The sequence below is a fragment of the Mycolicibacterium sp. lyk4-40-TYG-92 genome, assembly GCF_030209435.1.
Taxonomy (GTDB): Bacteria; Actinomycetota; Actinomycetes; order Mycobacteriales; family Mycobacteriaceae; genus Mycobacterium.
This window is the reverse complement of sequence record NZ_JARVRX010000007.1, coordinates 294691-317754: the sequence shown is the minus strand read 5'-3', so window position 1 is coordinate 317754 and position 23064 is coordinate 294691. Positions and strand designations below refer to the sequence as shown.

24 protein-coding genes are annotated in these 23064 nt (G+C 67.5%); 15 read left to right on the top strand and 9 right to left on the bottom strand.

Features of this window, described 5'->3' with window-relative positions; genetic code table 11:
• Positions 1-119: 119 nt before the first annotated feature.
• Positions 120-674 carry a hypothetical protein gene (locus tag QRN63_RS13830; RefSeq protein WP_285031332.1) on the bottom strand — a complete coding sequence of 185 codons (555 nt, stop codon included), beginning with the start codon at positions 672-674 and terminating at the stop codon, positions 120-122.
• Here QRN63_RS13830 and QRN63_RS13825 point away from each other — a divergent pair.
• Together QRN63_RS13825 and QRN63_RS13820 are read left to right on the top strand one after the other, a co-directional pair.
• Positions 646-2682, top strand: a complete 2037-nt coding sequence (locus tag QRN63_RS13825) for a cadherin-like domain-containing protein (RefSeq protein WP_285031330.1) — start codon at positions 646-648, stop codon at positions 2680-2682. The genes QRN63_RS13830 and QRN63_RS13825 overlap by 29 nt on opposite strands.
• On the top strand, positions 2651-4174 hold the full coding sequence (locus QRN63_RS13820) for an aldehyde dehydrogenase family protein (protein WP_285031328.1): 1524 nt from the start codon (positions 2651-2653) through the stop codon (positions 4172-4174). Before QRN63_RS13825 ends, QRN63_RS13820 begins: the two co-directional genes overlap by 32 nt.
• Before the next feature lie 8 nt (positions 4175-4182).
• On the opposite strand, the gene QRN63_RS13815 is transcribed toward QRN63_RS13820, so the two are convergent.
• The 3 genes from QRN63_RS13815 to QRN63_RS13805 are packed head-to-tail and all read right to left on the bottom strand — an operon-like array spanning position 4183 to position 6124.
• Positions 4183-4521, bottom strand: coding sequence for a thiocyanate hydrolase (locus tag QRN63_RS13815; protein WP_285031326.1), 339 nt, complete (start codon positions 4519-4521; stop codon positions 4183-4185).
• The gene (gene scnC, locus QRN63_RS13810; protein WP_285031324.1) at positions 4518-5237 is read right to left on the bottom strand and encodes a thiocyanate hydrolase subunit gamma; all 720 of its coding nucleotides are present in this window, start codon (positions 5235-5237) and stop codon (positions 4518-4520) included. Before scnC ends, QRN63_RS13815 begins: the two co-directional genes overlap by 4 nt.
• A 47-nt stretch (positions 5238-5284) precedes the next feature.
• Positions 5285-6124, bottom strand: a complete 840-nt coding sequence (locus QRN63_RS13805) for an SH3-like domain-containing protein (protein WP_285031322.1) — start codon at positions 6122-6124, stop codon at positions 5285-5287.
• 350 nt (positions 6125-6474) lie between these two features.
• Here QRN63_RS13805 and QRN63_RS13800 point away from each other — a divergent pair, with 350 nt between their 5' ends.
• The 3 genes from QRN63_RS13800 to QRN63_RS13790 all read left to right on the top strand — a co-directional run bounded on the left by QRN63_RS13800 (position 6475) and on the right by QRN63_RS13790 (position 8938).
• On the top strand, positions 6475-7299 hold the full coding sequence (locus QRN63_RS13800) for a class II aldolase/adducin family protein (RefSeq protein ID WP_285031320.1): 825 nt from the start codon (positions 6475-6477) through the stop codon (positions 7297-7299).
• Positions 7299-8171 carry an alpha/beta fold hydrolase gene (locus QRN63_RS13795; protein ID WP_285031318.1) on the top strand — a complete coding sequence of 291 codons (873 nt, stop codon included), beginning with the start codon at positions 7299-7301 and terminating at the stop codon, positions 8169-8171. Before QRN63_RS13800 ends, QRN63_RS13795 begins: the two co-directional genes overlap by 1 nt.
• A gap of 68 nt (positions 8172-8239) precedes the next feature.
• Positions 8240-8938 carry a DUF5666 domain-containing protein gene (locus QRN63_RS13790; RefSeq protein ID WP_267319096.1) on the top strand — a complete coding sequence of 233 codons (699 nt, stop codon included), beginning with the start codon at positions 8240-8242 and terminating at the stop codon, positions 8936-8938.
• Between the two features lie 3 nt (positions 8939-8941).
• Here QRN63_RS13790 and QRN63_RS13785 read toward each other — a convergent pair whose 3' ends face one another.
• Positions 8942-9337: a VOC family protein gene (locus QRN63_RS13785; RefSeq protein WP_267319095.1), complete on the bottom strand. Its 396-nt coding sequence runs from the start codon at positions 9335-9337 to the stop codon at positions 8942-8944.
• Positions 9338-9365: 28 nt separating this feature from the next.
• Entirely contained in the window at positions 9366-10193 is an 828-nt protein-coding gene (locus QRN63_RS13780; protein WP_285031316.1) for an oxygenase MpaB family protein, read from the bottom strand.
• Between the two features lies 1 nt (position 10194).
• On the opposite strand from QRN63_RS13780, the gene QRN63_RS13775 reads away from it, so the two are divergent.
• Positions 10195-11196, top strand: coding sequence for a cobalamin biosynthesis protein (locus QRN63_RS13775; protein ID WP_502888129.1), 1002 nt, complete (start codon positions 10195-10197; stop codon positions 11194-11196).
• On the opposite strand, the gene QRN63_RS13770 is transcribed toward QRN63_RS13775, so the two are convergent.
• The 3 genes from QRN63_RS13770 to QRN63_RS13760 are packed head-to-tail and all read right to left on the bottom strand — an operon-like array spanning position 11138 to position 13120.
• The gene (locus QRN63_RS13770) at positions 11138-12001 is read right to left on the bottom strand and encodes an SURF1 family cytochrome oxidase biogenesis protein (protein ID WP_267319092.1); all 864 of its coding nucleotides are present in this window, start codon (positions 11999-12001) and stop codon (positions 11138-11140) included. The genes QRN63_RS13775 and QRN63_RS13770 overlap by 59 nt on opposite strands.
• Positions 12001-12489 carry a low molecular weight protein-tyrosine-phosphatase gene (locus tag QRN63_RS13765; RefSeq protein ID WP_285031313.1) on the bottom strand — a complete coding sequence of 163 codons (489 nt, stop codon included), beginning with the start codon at positions 12487-12489 and terminating at the stop codon, positions 12001-12003. The genes QRN63_RS13770 and QRN63_RS13765 overlap by 1 nt, the downstream gene beginning before the upstream one ends.
• Positions 12482-13120, bottom strand: coding sequence for an HAD-IA family hydrolase (locus QRN63_RS13760; RefSeq protein ID WP_285031311.1), 639 nt, complete (start codon positions 13118-13120; stop codon positions 12482-12484). Before QRN63_RS13760 ends, QRN63_RS13765 begins: the two co-directional genes overlap by 8 nt.
• A gap of 148 nt (positions 13121-13268) precedes the next feature.
• Between QRN63_RS13760 and cobC the strand changes: the two genes are divergently transcribed.
• The 9 genes from cobC (at position 13269) to QRN63_RS13715 (ending at position 23052) form a co-directional block, all read left to right on the top strand.
• On the top strand, positions 13269-14279 hold the full coding sequence (gene cobC / locus QRN63_RS13755; RefSeq protein WP_285031309.1) for an Rv2231c family histidinol phosphate aminotransferase CobC: 1011 nt from the start codon (positions 13269-13271) through the stop codon (positions 14277-14279).
• Positions 14276-15400 (top strand): Nif3-like dinuclear metal center hexameric protein, encoded by a 1125-nt coding sequence (locus tag QRN63_RS13750; RefSeq protein ID WP_285031307.1) that lies wholly within the window; start codon positions 14276-14278, stop codon positions 15398-15400. The genes cobC and QRN63_RS13750 overlap by 4 nt, the downstream gene beginning before the upstream one ends.
• Positions 15401-15411: 11 nt before the next feature.
• A complete protein-coding gene (locus QRN63_RS13745) occupies positions 15412-16164 on the top strand; it encodes a zinc ribbon domain-containing protein (protein WP_285031375.1) in 753 nt (250 codons plus the stop codon).
• The gene (locus QRN63_RS13740; protein ID WP_267319087.1) at positions 16161-17258 is read left to right on the top strand and encodes a bifunctional RNase H/acid phosphatase; all 1098 of its coding nucleotides are present in this window, start codon (positions 16161-16163) and stop codon (positions 17256-17258) included. Before QRN63_RS13745 ends, QRN63_RS13740 begins: the two co-directional genes overlap by 4 nt.
• 272 nt (positions 17259-17530) lie before the next feature.
• Positions 17531-18589, top strand: coding sequence for a LuxR C-terminal-related transcriptional regulator (locus QRN63_RS13735; protein WP_285031304.1), 1059 nt, complete (start codon positions 17531-17533; stop codon positions 18587-18589).
• Positions 18586-19659 (top strand): helix-turn-helix transcriptional regulator, encoded by a 1074-nt coding sequence (locus tag QRN63_RS13730; RefSeq protein WP_285031303.1) that lies wholly within the window; start codon positions 18586-18588, stop codon positions 19657-19659. Before QRN63_RS13735 ends, QRN63_RS13730 begins: the two co-directional genes overlap by 4 nt.
• Positions 19660-19977: 318 nt before the next feature.
• Positions 19978-20751, top strand: a complete 774-nt coding sequence (locus QRN63_RS13725) for an MlaE family ABC transporter permease (RefSeq protein WP_043399751.1) — start codon at positions 19978-19980, stop codon at positions 20749-20751.
• Between the two features lie 9 nt (positions 20752-20760).
• On the top strand, positions 20761-21615 hold the full coding sequence (locus QRN63_RS13720; protein ID WP_267319084.1) for an ABC transporter permease: 855 nt from the start codon (positions 20761-20763) through the stop codon (positions 21613-21615).
• 3 nt (positions 21616-21618) lie between these two features.
• The gene (locus tag QRN63_RS13715) at positions 21619-23052 is read left to right on the top strand and encodes an MCE family protein (RefSeq protein WP_285031298.1); all 1434 of its coding nucleotides are present in this window, start codon (positions 21619-21621) and stop codon (positions 23050-23052) included.
• Positions 23053-23064: the final 12 nt, after the last annotated feature.

Below are 23064 nucleotides of genomic sequence, written 5' to 3'. Positions count from 1 at the left end.
CTGTTCGCCGCAGCAGCCCCCGACGTGCCTGCGTCCCACTCCTGTCAGCGAGCCGCCAAGCTCGGCGGTTATGGCGGCCTGGCGGTCGCGGCCTGGCTGGTGACCGCGGTGGCGACCGGTCATGGCGTGGCCGTCGCGGATACCGTTGGCGGATCGGCGAGTTCGCCGAGTTCATCTAGCGGGTCGACGGCCTCGGGTGCCGCGGGCGGTGCGACGTCCGGGTCGGCGGCGAGCGCCGGTGCCTCGGGGACGGCGGGGATCACGGGAACGACCGGTACGACGGGTGGCTCCGGTGCCACCGGCTCGTCTTCGGTATCCGGCATATCCGGGACATCGCCGACTTCGGGACCCACCTCTTCGAGCGCCGAGGTGGGCTCGGGGGTTGTTGTCAGCAGCAGTGGCGGAGCCCATACCGGCGGTTCATCGACGACTCCGAAGGGCGACACGCACGAAAGCGGCAGTGTGGCATCGGGACCGGCCAAACCGAGCACAGGTGCCAAGTCGTCGTCCAAGTCGAGTGCGAGCACCAAGTCCGTGGCCAAGCCGACGCGTGCCGAGACCGCCGACACGGCCTCGATGACCCCGGCGCAGACGACGTCGAGCGCGGCAGCCGCCAGCACGAACGTCACGACCAAGACTGCCGCGGTGACCGCGTCGTCGCTGGCCGCTCCCACGGCGCAGACGATGCAGGTTGCCGCGACGACGACGGCCGCGACGACCACCGCCGCGATACCGGCCGCAGTGACGACTCAGGTTGTCTCTCCGGCAACGGGTTTGGTGGGTTTGCTCAACAGCGCGGTGACCAATCTGCTCAACCCGTTCGTGAAGCCGGCACCCAACACCGCGGACCCGTTGACCCCGGCGGTGTGGGCGGTGCTGGCCTGGGTGCGACGCAACGTGTTCAACCAGGCCCCGACCATCGCTTACAACCCGACCACCACAGTCCAGACCGGGCAGACGGTGACCGGCAATCTCGGCGCCACCGACCCAGAGGGTGACGCCCTGACCTACAAGGTCACCCAGGGGCCGAAGTACGGCACGCTGACCATCGATCAGGCCACCGGCAACTTCACCTACACGCCGAACGACATCAATTACACGGCGGTGCAGACCGATTCGTTCTCGGTCTCGGTGACCGACGGAAAGTTCAACCTGCTGGGGCTGTTCAGCCCGCACAGCACCAACGCGGGCATCGGCGTGTCGGTAGTGAACCCCGAAGTCCAGCGGGTGATCCTGAACCTGCCCAATACCATTGCCAGCCCGGCCAATCCGCGCTACTCGGCTGACGGCAAATCCATCTTCTTCGCCGGCCAGCCGACCGCAGGGGGCCGCTCGGAGATTTACCAGATCAAGACCGACGGAACCGCGCTGCAGTGTGTCACCTGCGGCGTCAGCGTCAGCGAAACCGGTAACCTGGCCAAACCCGTTCCCGTCGATGATGGTTCGGGCCGGGTGCTGGTGCTGGTGAACGTCGCCGGGCAGACACCGCGGTACTCCATGCTGGAAACCGGAGTCAATGGCACGCAGCTGGTGTCGATCACCACGCCGGCCGGCGGTGGATATGCCATCGACCCGCAACGCGAGATGCGGGTGTCGCCGGACGGGACCCACGTGCTGTACACCCGAATCGTGATCGGGCCGAACAACCTGCTGCAGGCCCTGCCGATCGTCGGCACGCTCACCCGCACCGACACCGGATACACGGTCACCGATGCCCGGGTGGTGTACCCGACCGGCGAAGGCAAGCAGTGGACCCCGGACGGCAAAGGCGTAGTGATTCTCGGCGGCCAGTTCGATGCCGGCAATGTCGACGACATCAAGGTCGATCTCGCCACGGGCAAGGTGACCAGGGTGACGGCCAACCTCGACTACGACGAGGACATGGACTATTCGCCCAACATGCAGTGGATCGCCATCGGCAGTACCCGCGGGCTGGACGCGCTGACTCCGATGACGCGGATCATCCGGCAGAACTTCCTGCCGGTGTACGTCGGCGCGCCCGTGTACCTGGAGTGGGCGAGCCCGGTCAACATCTCGAACCAGGAATGGATTGTCCAGGTCGGCGATGAGCTCAACCGGGAGAACGGCATTCCACTGTTCGACACCGCAGACGGATACGCGGCCCGCAGCATGCCGAGCTGGAACCCCGACGGCACCGCGGTCACGTTCTGGGAGTCCAGCACCACCGACCCGACGGTGTCCCGACTGGTCATCGCGAACCTGAAGTACACCACCAGCGTCGGCCCGGTGGCTGTGGACCGGTCAACCCCGAGCTCGGATTCGTGGGCCCCCGCCCTCGGCAGCTATGTCGCCGCCACGACACCGTTGCCGGCCACCGGAACCCACTCGGGAGTCGGTGGTGGCACCGCGGTGGTGACCGAGGCGCCCGACCCGAACGATGTCACGCGCACCATCCGCACCGTCACGTACACCAACTATGTGAACGAACTCGGTGAGATCCTCAACGGCACCGAATCAGCCGACTACAACGCCAGCCAGACAACGGTCCACTACCTGGCCGACATCACCGTCACCGGAACACACACCGGCTACCTGAAGGCGGATGCGAACATCAACGCGTTCCAGCAGTCGTTGACCGGCACCATCACCTCCAGCGTCGACGGCGACGTGCAGTCGCTGCCGGACCCGGATGCGGCGCATCAGGCTCAGCAGGACGCGTAGCGGCCGCGGCCTGGTCGGCGAAAGGACTGCAAACATCGAAACCGGCAACGAATTACCTAGTGGTGCACTGCTTATCGGTGCGGATCGCGTCACGGGATCGACCGGCGGGACGCACCACCACGTCTATCCCGGCACCGGTCGGGTGAACGCCATCGTTGAGATGGCCGGCGCCGTTGAAGTCGACAGGGCAGTCGAGGTGGCGGCGCGGGCGCAGCGGACGTGGCTGTCCTACCCGCCCGACCGACGCCGCGACATCTTGTTCGACCTGGCCGATCTCATCGGTGAGCACCACGCCGCGTTCGCCCGGATCAACACCCACGACTACGGGGTACCGACGGCGCTGGCCGCGACGTCGGTGCTGACAGAGCGGTTCTTCCGGTTCTATGCCGGTTACGTCGACAAAGCCGATGGCGCAAGCACTCCCGTGATGGGCGGCTTCGACCTCAACCTGGTGGAGCACGAACCGTACGGCGTCGTGGGCGTCATCGCGCCATGGAACGGCGCGCTCGTGGTGATCGGGCTGGCGGTCGCGCCGGCTCTGGCCGCAGGCAATGCCGTCATCGTGAAGCCCTCGGAACTTGCGCCGCTGGCGGCACTCCGGTTCGGCGAACTCTGCCTGGAGGCCGGCTTGCCGGTCGGCCTCGTCAATGTGCTGCCCGCGGGCGCGGACGGCGGCGAAGCGCTCGTGCGGCACCCCGGTGTGGGCAAGATTCATTTCACCGGGGGCACCGCCACTGCCCGGCGGGTGCTGACCGCCGCGGCGGAGAACATCACTCCGGTGGTCGCCGAACTCGGGGGCACCGCTGCCGCCATCGTCTTCGACGATGCCGATCTGGACGCCGCCGCGAACCTGTCGGCGCACCAAGGGCCGATCATGCAGGCCGGTCAGAGTTGTGCCTGCAGCAGCCGAATCCTGGTTCACGACAACGTCTATGACGCATTCCTGGACAAGTTCCTCGCTGCTGTCACGCGCGCGCCGATCGGCGACCCGCTGCGCGCCGACGTCCTCTTCGGCCCGGTGATCAATCAGGCCGCCGTCGACCGCATCCTGGGCACCATCGAGCGGGCGACGGCTGAAGGATTCGGCGATCTCGTGCTGGGTGGCAATCGGATCGGTGGCGAGCTGGCCGCAGGGTTCTACGTCGAGCCGACGGTGTTCACAGACGTCGACAACCGCTCACCACTTGCGCAGCAGGAGACGTTCGGGCCGGTGGTATCGGTGCTGCGATTCGGCGACGACACCCAGGCGGTGGAGCTGGCGAACGACACCCGGTATGGACTCAACGCCTTCGTCCACACCACGAATCTGCAACGCGCCCATACGGTGTCACGACAGCTTCAGGCCGGGTCCGTTTGGGTGAACTCCCGAAGCGACATCCAGCCGCAAAGTCCGTACGGCGGATACAAACGCAGTGGCATCGGCAGGTCGGGCGGAATCGAAGGGCTCCGCGAGTTCCGGCAGACCAAGAACATCCGGATCAAAGTGTCCTGACCACGGTGTCAGGCTTCCAGCCTGGCGCGCACGCTGGCGAGTCGTTCCTGCAACTCGTCTTCGCTGATGACGCCGCGGGCGACGAGCGAGTGGGCCAGCGAGACCAGCTGGCTCTCGGGGTACGGCAGGCTCGCGTACACGGTTGCCGAGAGGGCATCCTCCTCGTCGCGGCGGTCCTTGAAGCTCAGCACCTCGGTGTCGCAAGCCGAATGGTCCAGAGCGTCGCACAGGCCGTCGAGGCTGGTTTTCCATGGGGGAACCGGGTTTTCGACGCCCCACTTGGCGGCCATGCGCGACCACACCTGGTCGCGGGCCACGATGTCCCGCAGTGGCGCGATCTCGGTCATCCGGCCGTCCCCGGGTGCATGGCGGGGCGCGTCGTCACGATCGCGTTGGTGGTGACGCCCGGCTTGGGGAGTGCCACACCGATCAGACAGTCGCGCGTGATGATCTCGGCGAGTTGATCTTCGGTCCACCCGTCGGTGCCCTCGGGGCGCATCGGCATCACCATGAACCGGTGCTTCTGGTTGGAGTCCTCGACCCGGACCTCGATGTCGTCGGGCAGGTAGAGCCCGAACTCGGCCAGCACCTGACGGGGCCAACGGACCAGGCGCCGGCGGTAATTGGGGGTGCGGTACCACTCGGGGGAGTTCCCCAGGATCGGCCGCGGGTAGCACGAGCACAGCGCGCAGACGATGACGTGATGGACCGTCGGCGTATCGGCGAGAATCTGGAACGCGACGAAATCGCTCGGTGTGCCGAAGCCGGTGGGCTCCAGCCAGTCGACGCCGACGGCCTTGCTGGCAGCCAGTGAGTCGTTGACCGCGAGTTCGGCGAAATCGGGATCGAGCCAGGCGCGCGCGACGAGCCGGGCCGCCGGGGTGGGGCCGATCTGCTCGGCGAACTCGGTGAACCGGCGGTGCTCCTCGGCGGTGAAAATGCCCTTCTCGATGCACAATTCGCGCAGGGCGATCTCGAGGACCTCGAAGTCGGTGATCTCGTCGACCATGGGTTTGACGGTGCGGGCGTGATCGTGGTCGTGATCATGGCGGTGACCAGACATGCAAATCCTTTCTGGCATCAGTGAATTGAGTGCACACGTGATTCGAGCTAGGTGGCTGCTTCCAGCCAGCGTTCGGGGATTTCGGTGCGCAAGGTGTCCCGCGTCGTGCCGGTGTAGTCGTGCCACAGCTCGGACTGGTTGAACTCGACGACGTAGAACCACTCGGGCGGCGCTTCGGGGATGTCCCACGTCTCGTCCTCCGGCGCCGGGCTCTCGTAGGCCAGCACGGCGATCTTGCCGGTCGCGCCGCGCACGTACTCCGGGGTGCGGGTGTAGAAGATCACCGGCAGCTCCCGCACCCGGACCGCGTCACCGACCTTGAACTTCGGTGTCCCGGCCTTGCCGGCGTAGATCTGCGGATCCCCGATGCCGACGGCTTCGATGTGGTGCTTGTTGCGCTTGACGTTCGCCCCGTCACCTTCGGACCGGGGCTTCGCTTCGAGGGTCTTGCCGTCGAGCCCGCCCTCGTAGCGCGCCTTGACCTCCGCCATGCGCTCCATGAGTTCGCCGAGGCTGATGTGGTGCTTCTCGATGAGGACCCGGGCGACTGACAGCAACCAGCGGCCGTAATAGGGCAGACCCAGATACTCCGCGCGGCCGACGTCGACGTTGCCGATGCGGCGCCGCTCCTCCGACAGCCAGATGCCGCGCCAGGCCAGCACCTCGCAGATGACGTACGTCATGTGTTCCCACAGCTCGTATTGCTTGTTGACGTACTCCATGGGCGCATCGGGCTCACCGCCCACGTCGTGCACCGGTTTCAGGTAGGCCTGGATTCGCGCCGCATCCAGCATGTCGGGGTAGGGGGCGTCGGGAAGTTCCGGGTAGGACGATTTCAGTCGGGACACCAAGCCCAATTGGGCTGCGCGCTCGGCCGCTGTGCTCATGACAGCTCCTCGGGTTGTGCAGACGCAACAAACTGACGCGAGGGCCGATCCGGCATCCACCACGTACTGAGGAACGAACGCACCCCCGCGTCCTCGCTCACATGACTACGAAACGACGATAACTCCGCCATCGCGGTCGTGTGCCGATTTGGTGGTATTGGCCAGACATGTTGGTACGCAATGGTGTTCGAAGACGGCTGGAAAGTGGTTGGCGGACGCAGGCCCCGCACCTGAGGTCCGGTAACCCAGGCGATGGAGGTCACTGTGGCAATCGCCGGCAAATCCCGTCTTTCCCGCAGTGCCCACACATGTGATGCTGGGCTCGGTATCGGCGTCGGAAGGGCCTGGCGATGGACGTGAGCACGATCAGCGACGACATGCGTCAACTGATGGAACGGGCGCTGGGCCCGCTGCCCGATCCGTGCGACCTACCCCTGCCGCCCATGGGCCTGCCAGTCGAGGAGGAGCGCGAGCAACGCAAGCGCGATCTCGCGGTCGCGTTCCGGGTGTTCGGCAAGTTCGGGTTCTCCGAGGGTGTCGCCGGGCACATGACTGCCCGTGATCCGGAGCACCCGGAACTCTTCTGGGTCAATCCATTTGGCATGAGCTTCAACCAGATCCGCGTCAGCGACCTCATCTGTGTCGACCACCGGGGCCGCGTCGTGCACGGCACGCGACCGGTCAACGCCGCGGCGTTCACCATCCACGCCCAGGTGCACAACGCGCGGCCCGATGCCGTCGCCGCCGCCCATACACACTCGCTGTACGGCAAGGCGTTTTCGGCGCTGGGCATCCCGCTGGAGCCGCTCACCCAGGACGCCTGCCCCTTCTACGAAGACCAAGGTCTGTATCTCGACTACCGCGGCGTGGTTCTCGCGGAGGAAGAGGGAAAGAACATCGCCGCCGCGATCGGCGACAACAAGGCGGCGATCCTGCGCAACCATGGTCTGATCACCGTCGGCACGTCGGTTTCGGCGGCCGCCTGGTGGTTCGTCACGATGGAACGGTCGTGTCAGGCGCAGCTGCTGGCGATGGCCGCTGGTACGCCGACCGTCATCGACCACGACACCGCCAAACTGGTGCACAGCCAGATCGGCAGCGACATGGTCGCCTGGTTCCAGTTCCGGCCGCTATGGGAGCAGGTCGTCGCGAGCCAGCCGGACGTCTTCGACTGATGGCCCTGTTTCCGGGATTCACCGACGAGCGGCTGGCCGTCAACGGCGTCGAGATTCAGGCCGTCATCGGCGGCTCGGGGCCCCCACTGCTACTGCTCCACGGGGCACCGCAGTCCCACGTCATGTGGCACCACCTCGCGCCCCGATTGGCCGAGCGATTCACGGTGGTAGCGACGGACCTGCGCGGGTACGGAGACAGCTCGAAACCGCCCGGCGGCGGCGACCACGCCGACTACAGCTTCCGGACGATGGCGGCCGACCAGGTCGGGGTCATGAACCAGTTGGGCCACAACGTCTTCAGCGTCGTCGCCCATGATCGTGGTGCACGGGTGACGCACCGGATGCTGCTCGATCACCCCGAGAGTGTCACCCGGGCCGCGCTGCTCGACATCGTGCCCACCAAGTACGTCTATGACCACGCCGACCGCGCACTGGCCACCGCCTACTTCCACTGGTTCTTCTTCATCCAGCCCGCGCCGCTGCCCGAACTCATGATGGAGTCGTCCGCCGCGGTGCTTCTCAAGGCCTTTCTCGGGGCGTTCGGCGGCGGTGACTTCTACGCCCCCGAGGCCATGGCCGAGTACGAGCGCTGCTTCGCCGCACCCGAGGCGATCCATGCCATGTGCGAGGACTACCGCGCCGCGGCGAGCATCGATCTGGTGCACGACGCCGCCGACGAGGGCCGAATGGTCGAGTGCCCGTTGCTGATCCTGTGGGGGACGCGCGGCGTCGTCGGGCAGCTCTACCGCCCGCTCGAGGTGTGGCGGCAGTACGCCGGCGACGTTCGCGGCGACGGCATCGACGCCGGCCATTTCCTGGCAGAAGAGCGCCCCGACGACACGTTCGCGGCGCTGGACGCGTTCCTCAGGTGACCGGGGCGCCCAGCGTCTTCATATCAAGATCTGAGCTGATTCATTGCTGGGCCGTTCACTGTGGGCTCATGTCAACTACATCCCGTTCCCGGCGCTACGGCGTCGTCACCCTCGCCGGCTTCGCGGCGCTGTCCCTCGCGGCCTGCGGATCATCGAGCACACCGTCGGCCGGCTCCTCGGCCGCCGGCAGTTCGTCACCGTCATCCGCGAGCCCGGCACCTGCAGCTCCTGGCGGCCCCGGCGGCAAGGACCGCGTGTCCGGGCTCGTCAATTCGGTGTCGGGCGGCACCGTGTCGGTCACCGGAAAGGACGGGCCCGCGACGGTCGACATCACCTCCGCGACCCGGATCACGCAGCTCGGCCCCGGCCAGCTGACCGACGTCACGGCCGGTGAGTGCGTCGCGGTCCGCCCGGTCAAGGGTAATGACACCGGTGCCGCGGTGACGGCCGCCAACGTCCTCGTCGGCCAGCCGGGCAACGCGCAGTGCGGCCAGAAGGGCGGAAAGCGCGAGCACGGCATCAACGGCACGGTTGCCTCGGTGAACGGCAGCACGATCGTGGTCACCGACGCCGACAACGCCCAGATCACCGTGACGGTGACGCCCGATACCCGCTACACCAAGAGCGCGAGCGCGGACGCGAAGGTGATCGCCGCCGGGATGTGTCTGGGCGCGCGCGGTACCAAGGACGGCACGGGTGCGCTGCAGGCCACGTTCGCGATGGTGCGGCCGGCCGTGAACGGCGCGTGCGGCGGCGGGCACCGCTGACATTCACTCCGGCGGCGCGAAGAACTCCAGGGCGATACCGTCGGGGTCGCGGAAGCTCAGGCCGGAGCCGTAAGGAGCGTCGACCACGCCGCCGTGGGTGATGCCCAGCTCCTCGAGCTTGGCGGCCCAGTCGACGAGCTCGGCCCGGGAGGCACAGCCGAAGCCGACGTGGTCGAGCCCGGCGCGAAACTCGCTGAACTGGCCCGGCTCGATGGCGCGGTCGTGCTCGTGGATACCGAACAACGTGCCGCCGGGCAGTGCCCACACCAGATGCCGGTAGCCGGCGTCGGTGTGTTCGTCGAGCACCGGATCTTCGCCGATCAGGTTGCGGTACCAGGGACCGCTGACGGCCATGTCACTGACGGTGACCGCGACATGGTTCAGGGCTGCGAACGTCATGAGATGCCTCCTGATCGTGAATGTTGTTTCATACCACCGGTTTTCCGCGCCGGGCGCGGGACCGCATGTCCCACAGGTACAGCTGGTAGCCCAGCAGCCACACGTCGCGGGGGATCACCCGGTCGGCGAGCCGCAATGCCGTCAGCAGCCGGTCGAACCAGAGCTGCCGGCTCGGTGTCCACGTCAGTTTCATGTGGGTGCGGAACTCGGCGGGCAGGAAGCCCGTCGTCGCGAACAGGTTGAACGGACCGGCCAGTTGCCGCAGCGGGGTGGGCAGGAACGCCAGTGCCGCCACGCCGTGCAGGTGCTGGCGGACGGGTTCGTCGATCTGCAGCTCGTCGAGCGTGCGTTTCCAGTACTCGTCGAAGGCGAGGCGGTCGGCGGGCCACATGCTCTCGCGCACCTGCAGCGTGGTGCCGAGGGTGCGGGCGTCCTGGTAGACGGCGTCTGCGGCCGCGGGGCTGAGCGGGCCGTAGAGGAACTCGTGCTGATCGATGTAGTAGCGGTAGAGGCACGACGCCACCCACAACTGCAGCTTCGGATCGAACGCGCGGTACTTCACCGGACTGGACGCCGTCGACCGCACCAGGGCGTGCACCCGGTCCACCTCGCGGCGCATCAGCGCCCGGTCGTCGTCGGTGCCGTACACCGCGGCCGCCAGATAGGTGCCGGTGGTGCGGGCGCGCTTGAACGGGTGCTTGTAGACGTTGCCGCTGTCGACGGGACTCTCCAGCACGCCGTAACCCACTCCGGGCAGGGCCAGTTGCATGATCACGTTGGCCGCCGGCGCCAGCGCCGCCGCGGGGTTGATGAGGTCGACAACCCGTTTCGGATGCCGAGGTGGACCGAGCCGCATGATGGGAGAGTTAACACCCTGTGAGACGCTGCCCGGCGTGTTTGACAGAAGCGCCCCGCGGGCGGCCGGTCTGGCGCTCGGCTACCTGGCCGACTTGTGCTGGGCCGATCCCCGCCGTGGCCATCCCGTAGCGCTGTTCGGAACGGCCGCCGCCAGACTCGAACGGCGCACGTACAGCGACAACCGGGCCGCGGGGGCCGGTCACACGGCGGTATTGCTGGTCGGGCTGGGGGCACTGGGTTTCGGCCTGGAACGCGTCGCGCGGGGCCCGGTGGCGAAGACGCTCGTGACGGCCGCGGCGACCTATACGGTCCTCGGCGGGACGTCGCTGGCCCGGACCGGCGCCGAGATGGCGGCGCGGCTCGAGCGCGGTGACATGCCGGCGGCCCGCGAGCTGCTCCCGTCCCTGTGCGGGCGCGATCCGTCGGCGCTCGACGCGGATGGGCTGGCCCGGGCCGCGCTGGAATCGGTCGCGGAGAACACCTCCGACGCGCAGGTCGCACCGATCCTGTGGGGCGCGGTCGCCGGAATTCCGGGTCTGCTGGTGTACCGCGGCGCCAATACCCTCGATGCCATGATCGGCCACCTCAACCCGCGCTACACCCGGTTCGGTTGGGCGGCAGCACGATTCGACGACATCCTGAACTACCTGCCGGCGCGCGTGACCGGGCTGTGCGTCGTGGCGGCGTCGCGCCGGCCGGCCGCGGCATGGCGGGCGTGGCGCTCCGACGCGCACAAGCACCCGAGCCCCAATGCCGGTGTGGCGGAGGCATCATTCGCCGGGGCTCTGGGCGTGCGACTCGGGGGTCCGACGCAGTACGCGCACCGACTGGAGATGCGGCCGACGTTGGGCGTCGGGCCGGCGCCGGTGCCCGGCGATCTGCGTCGTGCGGTCGTGTTGACGCGCCGGGTGCAGGCGCTGGCGACGCTGGTGGCCGTCGGGCTCAGCGGCGCCGGCCGTAACGGTCGGCGAGCTTCTTCTCGGTTTTCTGCTCGGTGGTGAGTGGGACCGGCGGTTCCGCGGGGTCGGGGCCGCCGGAAGTCTCGGCGCCCGAGCCGGATTGGGCTTTTTCCAACCGGCGCTGCCGGATTTCGGCCATCACGAAGTAGCCCAGCCCGATGGGCGCGACGATGCCGAACGCGATCCACTGGATGCCGTACGACAGGAACGGGCCGGCATCCAGGTGGGGGAGCGCGATGACCCCGAGGCCGCCCGGCTGCCCGTCGACGAGCTGCAGGTACTGCGCCGCCAGCGGCACCCGGGTCAGCTGCGAAATCTGGGTCGGGCTGATCGAGTACACCTGCTGGATGCCGTCCTGCTTGAACGGCTCCTTGCCCGACATGATCGGCTCGGCGTCGCGTAGCCGGCCGGTGATCGTGACCGTCCCCGACGGCGGCGCGGCGAAGGGCGGCACGCCCGGACCGTCGCCCTGCTTCACGTAGCCGCGGTTGACCAGCACCGTCGGGCCACCGTCGACCGCGAACGGGGTGAGTACCTGATACGACGGGTCGCCGTCGTCGGTTCGCAGCCGCACCAGCACCTGCGCCTCGGGACGGTAGTGGCCCGTCGCCGTCAGCCGCCGCCACTGCGCGTCCGGGGCCGACGAATCCTGGTGCGGCAGGACCGAGATCAGGGACGCGGGCTCGGTGTTCAGCGACGACGCGATCTGGTTGTTCTCTCGCGAGGTCCGGGTGTTCTTGCCCAGCTGCCACGGCGCGAGCACCGTGAAGCAGAGGTAGGCGAACGCGATCACCACGACGAACAGGGCCAGCCACTGCGGCCGCAGGAGGAACCCGAGCCGGCGCATCAGTCGCCCCGCTCGGCCAGTTGCTTGTCGACCCAGTTGTGGAGCCCCGGCAGCGAGGCCTCGATCACCGCGAAGGTCTCCTCGAAATCGTCGATGCCGCCGTAGTAGGGGTCTTCGACATCGAGCGCGTGGGCGCCCGAACGGGGGTCGAACGAGCGCATCATCCGGACCCGCTCCGGGTCGGCGCCCAGGTCGCTCAGGATGCGGGTGTGGTTGCGGCCCATGGCGACGACCATGTCGGCGGCGAGGTGGTCGGCGTCGACGGCCGCGGCGGCGTGCGCGGTGGGGTAGCCGTGCGCGCGCAGCACCCGCTCGGCACGGCTGTCGGCGGGGTCACCCGCGTGCCACCCGCCGGTGCCGGCGCTGGTCACCCGGACCACGCCGGCCAGCCCGCGCTCGTTGATCTGGTGGGCGAACATCTTCTCGGCCATCGGCGACCGGCAGATGTTGCCCGAACAGATGAACGTCACGTGCACCTGGTCAGACACCCAGTACCTCCCGTAGCTCGTCGACGGTGGAGACCCGCCGGACCGGCGAGTCGTCTGTGAAATCGCTTGCGCCGTAACCCCAGTCGACGACGACGGTGTCGATGCCGTGGTGCGCGGCGCCGTGTACGTCGTGCGACCGGTCGCCGACCATCAGCACCTGCTCGGGTACCGGGGCCAGCTGGGCGAGCGCATGAGCGACGACGTCGGCCTTCGCCGACCGGGTGCCGTCGACACTGGCACCGGCGATCACCTCGAAATGCTCCTGGATGCCGAAGTGCTCGACGATGCGCCGCGCCGTCGGCTCGGCCTTCGACGTCGCGACAGCCAGCCGTACCCCGGCGGCCCGGAGGTCGGCCAGCAGGTCCTCGATGCCGTCGAACATGCGGTTCATGGACCAGCCGCGGGAGGTGTAGTCGGCGCGGTATGCGGCGATGGCGTCCGCGGCTTTCTCGCCCAGTCCCAGCGAGGCCAGCGTCACATGCATCGGCGGGCCGACGATCCGTTCGACGAGGTCACCGTCGGGTATGTCAGCGCCGACAGCGCCGAGTGCGTGACGGAAGCTGGCGACGATGCCCTCGGCGGAGTCGGTCAGCGTCCCGTCGAGGTCGAATAGCACCAACTGCGGGGTCACGGTGTCATTGTCCCTGATGTAACTGGTCGCCTGCGCCGCGCACCAGACGAGTTCCTGCTCGAGAAGGACCAAATGGCTGCGTTGGGGGCCCTACGAGCGACCATTTGGTCCTTCTCGGCTTCCGGCGCCTCTGATCTAGGGTCTAGCTGTGGAACTCGGGGCGCGCTATCACGGCGATCAGGCTGTGGCGCCCGGCATGCTCGACTTCGCGGTGAACGTCCGCGGCGCCGGCCCGCCGCAGTGGCTGGCCGACCGGCTCGCGGCCCGGCTGGCCGATCTGGGCAGTTACCCGACCGCCGCCGACGTGGCGGCGGCCACCGCGGCCGTGGCGGCCCGGCACGGGCGTGACCTCGATGAAGTGGCGCTGCTGGTAGGTGGCGCTGAGGGGTTCGCCCTGCTCCCGCTGCTCCGACCGCGCCTGGCGGCGCTCATCGCACCGTCGTTCACCGAGCCGCAGGCCGTGTTCGACGCCGCCGGCGTGCCCGTCGCGCACGTGGTTCTGGATGCGCCGTTCCGGCTGGCCGGCGCCTCGGTGCCGGCCGAAGCCGACCTGGTGGTTGTGGGCAATCCCACCAATCCGACCGGCGTGCTGCACCGCCGCGACGAGATTCTGGCGCTGCGCGCGCCCGGGCGCATCGTGGTCGTCGACGAGGCCTTTGCCGACGCGGTCCCCGGTGAACCGGAGTCGCTGGCCGGCCGGTCGCTGCCCGACGTCGTGGTGCTGCGCAGCCTGACCAAGACGTGGTCGCTGGCCGGGCTGCGGGTCGGCTACGCGCTCGGCGCGCCCGACGTGCTGGCGCGGCTGACGGCGCAGCGGCCGCACTGGCCGCTGGGCACGCTGCAGTTGGAGGCGCTGACGGCGTGCTGTTCTGCCGACGCCGTTGCGGAGGCCGAGTCGGGGGCGCGCCGGCTGGCGGCGCTGCGCACCGAGATGGTGGCAGGTCTGGCGAAGGCTGGTTTCCCGGCGGCCGACGGCGTCGCACCCTTCGTCCTGTTCTCGGTGCCGGACGCCGAACTGGCCCGGAAGCATTTGGCAGAGAAGGGGATTGCGGTACGCCGCTGCGACACATTCGTCGGGCTGCCCGACGGTTACCTGCGTGCGGCGGTCCGGCCGGAATGGCCGGTCCTGGTCGAGGCCATACAGGAGGTGCTCTGGTGAGTGTGCCGTTGCGTGACGTCGTCGCCGCGCTCGACCGCGCGTACCCGCCGGCGCTCGCGCACAGCTGGGACTCGGTGGGCCTGGTGTGCGGTGACCCGGCCGAGGACGTGGAGTCGGTGACTGTCGCGGTCGATGCCACCGCGGCCGTCGCGGCGTCGGTGCCCGACGGCGGCCTGCTGCTGGCGCACCATCCGCTGCTGCTGCGCGGTGTCGACACGGTGGCCGCCGATACCGGCAAGGGCGCACTGATCCACTCGCTGATCCGCCGCGGCGCGGCGCTGTTCAGCGCGCACACCAATGCCGATGCCGCCGCGCCCGGGGTGTCGGACGCCCTGGCCGAGGCGCTGGGCCTGCAGGTCGAGGGCGTGCTCGACCCCGCCGAGACGCGCGCTGACCTGGACAAATGGGTCGTCTTCGTGCCCCATGCGAACGCCGACGCGGTGCGGGACGCGATGTTCGCCGCCGGCGGCGGCCAGATCGGTGACTACTCGCACTGCAGCTGGGCGACCATGGGTGTGGGCCAGTTCCTGCCGCATGAGGGCGCGACGCCGACCATCGGCATGGTCGGCGCCATCGAGCAGGTCGCCGAGGACCGCGTCGAGGTGATCGCGCCGTCCCGGCTGCGGCGCGCGGTGCTGACCGCGATGCGCGCGGCACATCCCTACGAGGAACCGGCATTCGACGTCCTCACCCTGGCGCCGCTGCCGTCGGACGTGGGGATCGGGCGCATCTGCTCGTTGCCGGCGCCGGAGCCGTTGTCGGCCTTCGCTTCCCGCGTCGCGCGCGGTTTGCCCACCACATTGTGGGGGGTACGGGCATCGGGTGATCCGGACGCGCTGGTGTCGCGCGTCGCGGTGTGCGGGGGCGCGGGCGACTCGCTGCTGGACGCGGTGACGCGCTCGGGCGTCGACGTCTACGTCACCTCCGATCTGCGCCATCATCCGGCCGACGAGCACCGCCGCGCATCGGACGTGGCGCTGGTCGATGTGGCGCATTGGGCGAGTGAATTTCCGTGGTGCGAGCAGGCCGCCGGGGTCTTGCGTGCACAATTCGGTGATGCGTTGCCGGTGCGGGTCAGCCAGATCCGTACCGACCCCTGGAACGTCGAGATAACCTGCTGAGAGACGTGAAGATGAAAGCTGAAGTGTCGCAACAACGTTTGTTGCTCGAGGTGGCCGAAGTGGACGCCGCGCTGACCCGCCTGACGCACCGGTCGACGCACCTGGTCGAGCAGCAGCGCTTCGAAGCCGTGCAGGCCGAGCACCGCGAGGCCAACGATCGGCTGGCGGCGCTGAGCATCGCGGTCGAGGATCTGGATGCGCAGATTGCCAAGTTCGAGTCCGAGATCGACGCGGTGCGCCAGCGCGAGACCCGCGACCAGCAGCTGATGGACAGTGGTTCCGTCGGTGCCAAGCAGGTGGCCGAACTGCAGCACGAACTGGAGACGCTGCAGCGCCGGCAGGCCGCGCTGGAGGAGCAGCAACTGGAGATCATGGAGCGCCGCGAGGAGTTGCAGGGCCAGCAGAATGAGGAGCTGGCTCTGATCGACGCGCTGCAGGGTGATCTGACTACGGCGCAGGTCGAGCGCGACAACGCACTCGTGTCCATCGATGAGGCACGGAAAGTGGCAGGTGACCGTCGCGTGGCACTGCTGGGCTCGGTGGCGCCGGAACTGGCAGAGATGTACGAAAAGCAGCGCAAGCAGGGCGGCCCTGGCGCCGGGCTGCTGCAGGGGGCCCGCTGCGGTGCGTGCCGCATCGACCTGGATCGCGGCGAGCTGTCCCGGATTTCGGCGGCCGCTCCCGACGACGTGCTGCGTTGCCCCGAGTGCGGGGTGATCCTGGTGCGGGTCAAGGACTTCCGCGCCGGAGAAACCGGTCTGTGAGAGTTCTGGTCGAGGCCGACGGCGGGTCGCGCGGCAACCCGGGACCCGCGGGCTATGGCGCCGTGGTGTTTTCGGCCGACCGGGCCGAGGTGTTGGCGGAGAGCAGCGCCTCCATCGGGGTGGCGACCAACAATGTCGCCGAATACCGGGGTCTGATCGCGGGGCTCGAGGCCGCGGCCGCTCTGGATGCCGATGATGTTGCGGTGTCGATGGATTCGAAGCTGGTGGTCGAGCAGATGTCGGGCCGCTGGCAGGTCAAGCACCCGGATCTGATCCCGTTGAATCGCGAGGCGGCGGCGCTGGCCCGGCGGTTCGGACGGGTGACCTACACGTGGATTCCGCGCGCGCAGAACGCGCATGCCGACCGGTTGGCCAACGAGGCCATGGATGCGGCGTCGGTTGCGGTCCCGGTGCCGGTTGCTCAGCCGGAGCCGAAAGCTGCTGCGGCACAACCATCCGCGCCCGGCTGGACCGGCGCGGTCGGCGCGCCGACCCGGTTCCTGCTGCTGCGCCACGGGCAGACCGAGCTGTCGGTCAACCGTCGTTACTCGGGCCGGGGTAACCCGCCGCTCACTGAATTGGGGCGGGCGCAGGCCGCTGCGGCCGCGGCGTATGTCGCTGGTATCGACGGTATCTCGGCCGTGATCAGCTCGCCGTTGCAGCGGGCGCTGGACACCGCGAAGGCGGCAGCGGATGCGCTCGGGCTGGCTGTCACCGTCGACGACGACCTCATCGAGACCGACTTCGGCGCATGGGAGGGCTTGACCTTCCGCGAAGCGGCCGAACGAGATCCGGAGCTGCACGGCCGCTGGCTGGGGGACACGAGCGTCGCGCCGCCGAATGGCGAGAGCTTCGATACGGTGACCCACCGGATCCGCCGGGCCCGCAACCGGATCATCGCCGAACACGGCGCGACAACGGTACTCGTGGTCTCGCATGTCACGCCGATCAAGACCATCCTGCGGCAGGCGCTCGATGCTGGCCCGGGCATCCTCTACCGACTGCACCTGGACCTGGCGTCACTGAGCATCGCCGAGTTCTTCGGTGACGGCGGATCCGCAGTGCGGTTGGTCAATCAGACCGCGTATCTGTAGACCCTCCCTCTACACGGCGCTGGGGTTTGCTGGCTCACAGGTTTGTTGCGTCAGGACAGAGCGGGACGGGTAGTTCTCGTTTTTTCGTCGGTTGCGGACATAGTTCGAAAGCTGTCGCCCGCGCAGAATCGCCGTAGCAACATTTCAAACGGTTGTTGAACGCGAATTGACCGCAGCTGGACAGAGCTGCCGGCGCTGTCGACCCGTTTGGCCATGGACGTCGTGGAACTTGTTGACATCAGACATGATTCGACCTCAAGGCAGGGGAGTGAATGGTCACGGTCATCGCCGGGCGCGCTGAGGTGGCGACAGACGCTGACCATCTGCACACGCCAGTGTGCAACCACCGTGGATCCGGCCCGCACCGCCAGCTGGATCGTCAACTGGATTGCCTTCGGCACCGCCTCGAGCGGCAGCGCGCTGCCGGTGGCGCGACCGAGGACCTGTTGGCCGGGGTCCAGCGGCTCCGACGGGAGCTCAATGGTCGTGAGGCGGCTCGTGGAGTCGGGCGCCTGAACGCCATTCGCCACGCTGTCGATGCACTACGCGGATCGTCGTCGCGGGAGACCATCAAGACCGCGATGGCGTTGTTGTGCCGGGACTTCGGATTCACCCGGGTGATGGTCTCCACAGTTCGCGAGAACGACTGGCTGCCGCGGCATCTGCACGGTCGTGCCGCCACTTCTGGCTCCTTCCAAGGGTTCTCGGTGGGCGCGCCCGTCCCGTTCGAGGATTCCGAGCCGGAGGCCGCCCTGATCCGTCGGCGACACGGGGTCGTCGTGTCCCGCGCAACCGCATCCGTCCGCCAGGACTACCTCGCGGCGCCGATCACCGTGGGCGGCACGGTGATCGGAATACTGCATGCCGACTTCCCTGAAGGCCTCGACACCACGGTCATGGATCAATTCGATCTGCTCGAAGCATTCGCCGAGTGCCTGGCAGTGGTGTACGAGCGGGCTGCACTCGAGGAAAAGGTGTCGCAGCAGCGCATCGAGGTCGACAAGCTGTGCGCCACAATGGATCAACTCATGACGCGGTCGGTGCCTGCGGGCGCCTCGGTGCCGGCTGCGGGTGACCCCGACACGGCGGCCCGGCCGGCCGGTGATCAGCCCGCGTCGCCCGAGCTGACCCCGCGCGAGCGGGAGGTCATGTCCTACGTCGCGACGGGCGCCACCAATCGGGACATCGCGCGGTGTCTGCTGATTTCCGAAGGCACCGTGAAGTCGCACCTCAAACGCATCGCCGAGAAGTTCAACACCACCAACCGGGCGGCCGCCCTCGCGATGTACCTGGCGATGGACGCCGGCGTGGGGAGCGGACGTTCACGATGACGCGCCGAGCGATGGTGACCAGGCTCAATCAGATTGACGGACACCTGCGCAGCGTGCTCAACCTGCCGCGGTCGACCAAGGCGACCACCCTCGAGCAAGCCATCGCGAACTCGGCGTCCACGACCGAGGAGGTGCTCTTCGGTGATGACGGCGAAGGCATCGCTCTCATGCCGGCCGTGGCTCAGCGGCTCCTGATGGCGTCCCTGCAAGCGCAGGTCGAGGCGCGGCTGATCAGCGGTGACGACTCCGGTGCGACGGCGCGGTCGGTGATCGACAGCATCCGGCGGTTGAAAGCCGCCCCGTCGGTGCAGGCGCTCGAACGTCAGGTGTGCACAGAGTTGTGTCACACCATCGGATTCAGCAGCGCGGTGTTGTCGTCGATAGCGCCCGACAAATTGATCCCCGTGACAACGCACGGCACGCGCGGCACGGGAAAACCGGTGCCGCGCACGGCCTGTATCGCCGAGCAGGACTGCGTCAGGTTCCGGCGGATCGTGCACGCCGACGGCGACGAGGTGCCGGCCACCGAAGCCTTCTGCGACGTTCTGGGTGCCCCGAACTATCTGGTCGCGCCGATCGTCGTCGAAGCGAAGGTGGTGGCACTGGTCCACATGTCGCGCGCCCGGGGCGCCATCGCTGACGGCGATGTCGACACGCTGAGCTTGCTGCTGTCGGTGTACTCCTTCGTCTACGAGCGGTTATTGAATTCGCAACGGGTGGAACAGCTTCGGGTATCGATCATCGGTGCTGCCGCGCGGCTGGCCGAGGAAGCTGATCGCATTGCCGGAACAGCCGTCAGTCTGGACGCGGACGGCGACGATGGCACGTTCGAGTCGGACGCCGCGGTAGATGTGTTCGCGGCGGCGTTGTCCAACCGCGAACGTGACGTGTTCGTCAGGATGGTGCGCGGCGACGCCAACGCGGAGATCGCCGAAGAGCTCGTCGTCTCGGTCGAAACGGTCAAGACGCACGTGAAACGTATCCTGCGCAAGATCGGCGCCGCCAATCGGCTGGAAGCCATCACTCTTTACATGGATGCACAGTCCGGATTCGGTGAACGGGCGCAATAGTCGCGCCCTTTTTTCTGAATTTATTGCCGCTACGGTGAATTAGGTCGCGTTCGTGTGGTTATTCGGACACCGATTCGGTAGCCCTATTCGATGGATTATTCATGCCGTCAGGACGGAATTCCGATTCCGCGGAGCGGGTGTGGGCCAGTTCACACATGTCCCCCTGATGGGGGGTGCATCACACCGCTAGATCCCTCCATCTGGAGGTATCGGTCGATGACCTGCATTGATAGCGTCTCCACTCATGTTGGCCGCAGCGATCGCTTATCGACCATATGTAGTGGACTACGCGCAATGGCTGGAAAGCGCGGGCGATAAATGGTAGCCATTGCTCGCACTGCGGCTAAGCCGGTCACCTCATTGGGCGGCTTCTTCGCCATGACTTTCGACACCTTTGTGCAAATGTTCCAGCCGCCATTCGCGTGGCATGAGTATGTGATGCAGACATGGTTCGTCGCGCGGGTATCGGTGCTGCCCGCGTTGCTGTTGACAATGCCGTTCGCGGTGCTGCTGACATTTACCTTCAACATTCTGCTGACGGAATTCGGCGCGGCCGACTTCTCGGGCACCGGCGCCGCGATCGGCACGGTGAACCAGATCGGCCCGATCGTCACGGTGCTCGTCGTGTCGGGGGCGGGCGCCACGGCGATGTGTGCCGACCTCGGGGCCCGGACCATCCGCGAAGAACTCGACGCGCTGCGCGTGATGGGTATCAACCCCATCCGGTCCTTGGTGGTGCCCCGCGTGCTGGCCGCCACGACGGTGGCATTGGCCTTGTCCGCCACGGTGATTCTCGTGGGGCTGATCGGCGCCTTCCTGTTCTGCGTGGCGGTTCAGCACGTCTCGGCGGGCGCGTTCGTCGGCGGACTGGACCTGCTCACCGGCCCCGGGGACATCATCGTCGCGTTGATCAAGGCGACCTTGTTCGGCATGGCTGCCGGCCTGATCGCTTGCTACAAGGGCACTTCCGTCAAAGGCGGTCCCGCGGGTGTGGGCAACGCGGTGAACGAGACCGTGGTGTTCACCTTCATGGTGCTGTTCGCCATCAACGTCATCGTGACCGCGGTCGCGATCCAATACACGGTGTCGTGAGGTGAAGCGATGACAGTCGATGTCCCCAGCCGCATGTACCCGCGGCTCGACAAGCTGAACAAGACCGTGGTCAATCGGTGGAACAGGTTGGGCGAGGAAGCCGCGTTCTACGTGAAGACCATCACCGCGATTCCGGATGCGGTGATGAATTACCGTGCGGAGCTGTTGCGGCTCATCGCGGCAACGGGATTGGGCACCGGCGCGCTGGTCGTCGTCGGTGGCACCGTCGCGATCGTCGGCTTCTTGACGATGACCACCGGTGCCCTCGTGGCGATCCAGGGCTACAACCAGTTCTCATCCGTCGGCTTCGAGGCCCTCACCGGCTTCGCATCGGCGTTCCTCAACGTCCGGATGATCGTGCCTGCGACCACCGCGGTGGCGCTGTCGGCCACGATCGGGGCCGGTGCCACCGCGCAGATCGGCGCCATGCGCATCAACGAGGAGATCGACGCGCTCGAGGTCATCGGTATCCGCAGCATCACCTACCTGGCCTCGACGCGGGTGCTGGCCGCCGTGGTCGTGGTGATCCCGCTGTACTGCGTGGCGGTGATGATGGCGTTCTTCGCCGCGCGGATGGGCACCACCACCATCTACGGGCAGGGCGCCGGCGTGTACGACCACTACTTCAACACGTTTCTGAACCCGACCGACCTGATGTGGTCGTTCGCGCAATGCGTCGCGATGACGGTCGTCATCATGCTGGTGCACACCTACTTCGGGTTCAACGCCTCCGGTGGTCCGGCCGGGGTCGGTGAGGCGGTCGGCGGTGCGGTGCGCTTGTCCATGGTGATCGCGGCCATCGAGATCGTCTTCATATCCCTGGCCATCTACGGGCAGACCGGCAACTTCAACATGGCGGGTTAGCGGGTGGAAACGCGCAAGGGAGATCGACGGATCCCGAACTCATGGTGGGCACTGGCGCTGGTGGTGTTCACGGCAATGTTCATGGTGGTGACCGTGGTCATCTTCACCGGTGCGGCGAAGTCCTACGTGCCGGTGACGGTGATGGCTGACCGCGCCGGACTGGTGCTGGAGAACAACGCGAAGGTGAAGATGCGCGGCGTGCTGGTGGGGCGCGTCAGCCAGATCGATGTCAACAAGTCGGGGGCGACCCTGCAACTCAAGCTCGATCCGGATCAGGTGAAGTACATTCCCGCCAACGTCGGTGCCCAGGTGAGTGTGACGACGGCGTTCGGCGCCAAGTTCGTGGACCTGGTGTATCCGCAGACGCCCAGTAGCGCTCGCATTGCCGACGGCACTGTGCTGCACGCGGTCCACACGACCACAGAGGTCGACACGGTCTTCGAGAACATCGTGAATCTGTTGGACATGGTCGATCCGGCCAAGCTGAACTCGGTGTTGAGCGCCGTCGCCGACGGCGTCCGCGGCCAGGGCGAGCGGATGGGACAGGCGACAACGGATCTGAACGAGGTGCTGACCGCACTCAACGCCCGCTCGGACAAGATCAAAGACGATTGGCGGTCGTTCAAACAGTTCAACGACACCTATGGCCAGGCCGCGGACAACATCGTGAAGATCTTGAATGCCGCCAGCACCACAAGCGTCACGGTCACGAACAAGTCCAAGTCGCTCGACAGCCTGCTGATGAACGTCATCGGATTCTCCGAGGCCGGCACCGACCTGCTGGGGCCGAACAAGGACAATTTCGTCGACGCGATCAACACGCTGGAACCCACGACGAACCTCTTGCTGAAGTACAGCCCGGGATATACCTGCTGGCTGGAAGGCACCAAGAAGTTCCTCGACTCGGGTGCCTGGGGCGTGTTCGGTGGCGACGACGGGCGGTCTCTGATCCTGGACGCGACGCTGCTGCCGGGCAAGAATCCGTACGTCTTCCCCGACAACCTGCCGATCAACGGGGCGAAGGGCGGACCGGGCGGAAAGCCTGGCTGCGGTTCGTTGCCCGACATCGCCAAGAACTTCCCGGTGCGACAAATGATCACGAACACGGGCTGGGGTACCGGCCTGGACATCCGGCCGAACCCGGGCATCGGAAGTCCGTGCTACGGACAGTGGTTCCAGACCACCCGCGCGGTGCCGCAGACCCCGAGCATCAGGCAGTGCCTGCCCGGTCCGGCTCCCGGTCCGATCCCGTACCCCGGGGCGCCGCCCTATGGCGCGGCGCTGTACGGACCCGGCGGGGTGCCGCTGTGGCCGGGCGTGCCGCCTGCGGCGCCCAATCCCGCTGACGCACAACCGCAATCGGCCCCTGGGCCCGCTGGGGAGGCCCCGCCACCGGTGGACGCGCCTGCGTTGCCGGCCGAGGTGGGCGGGAACTGACCATGACGATCA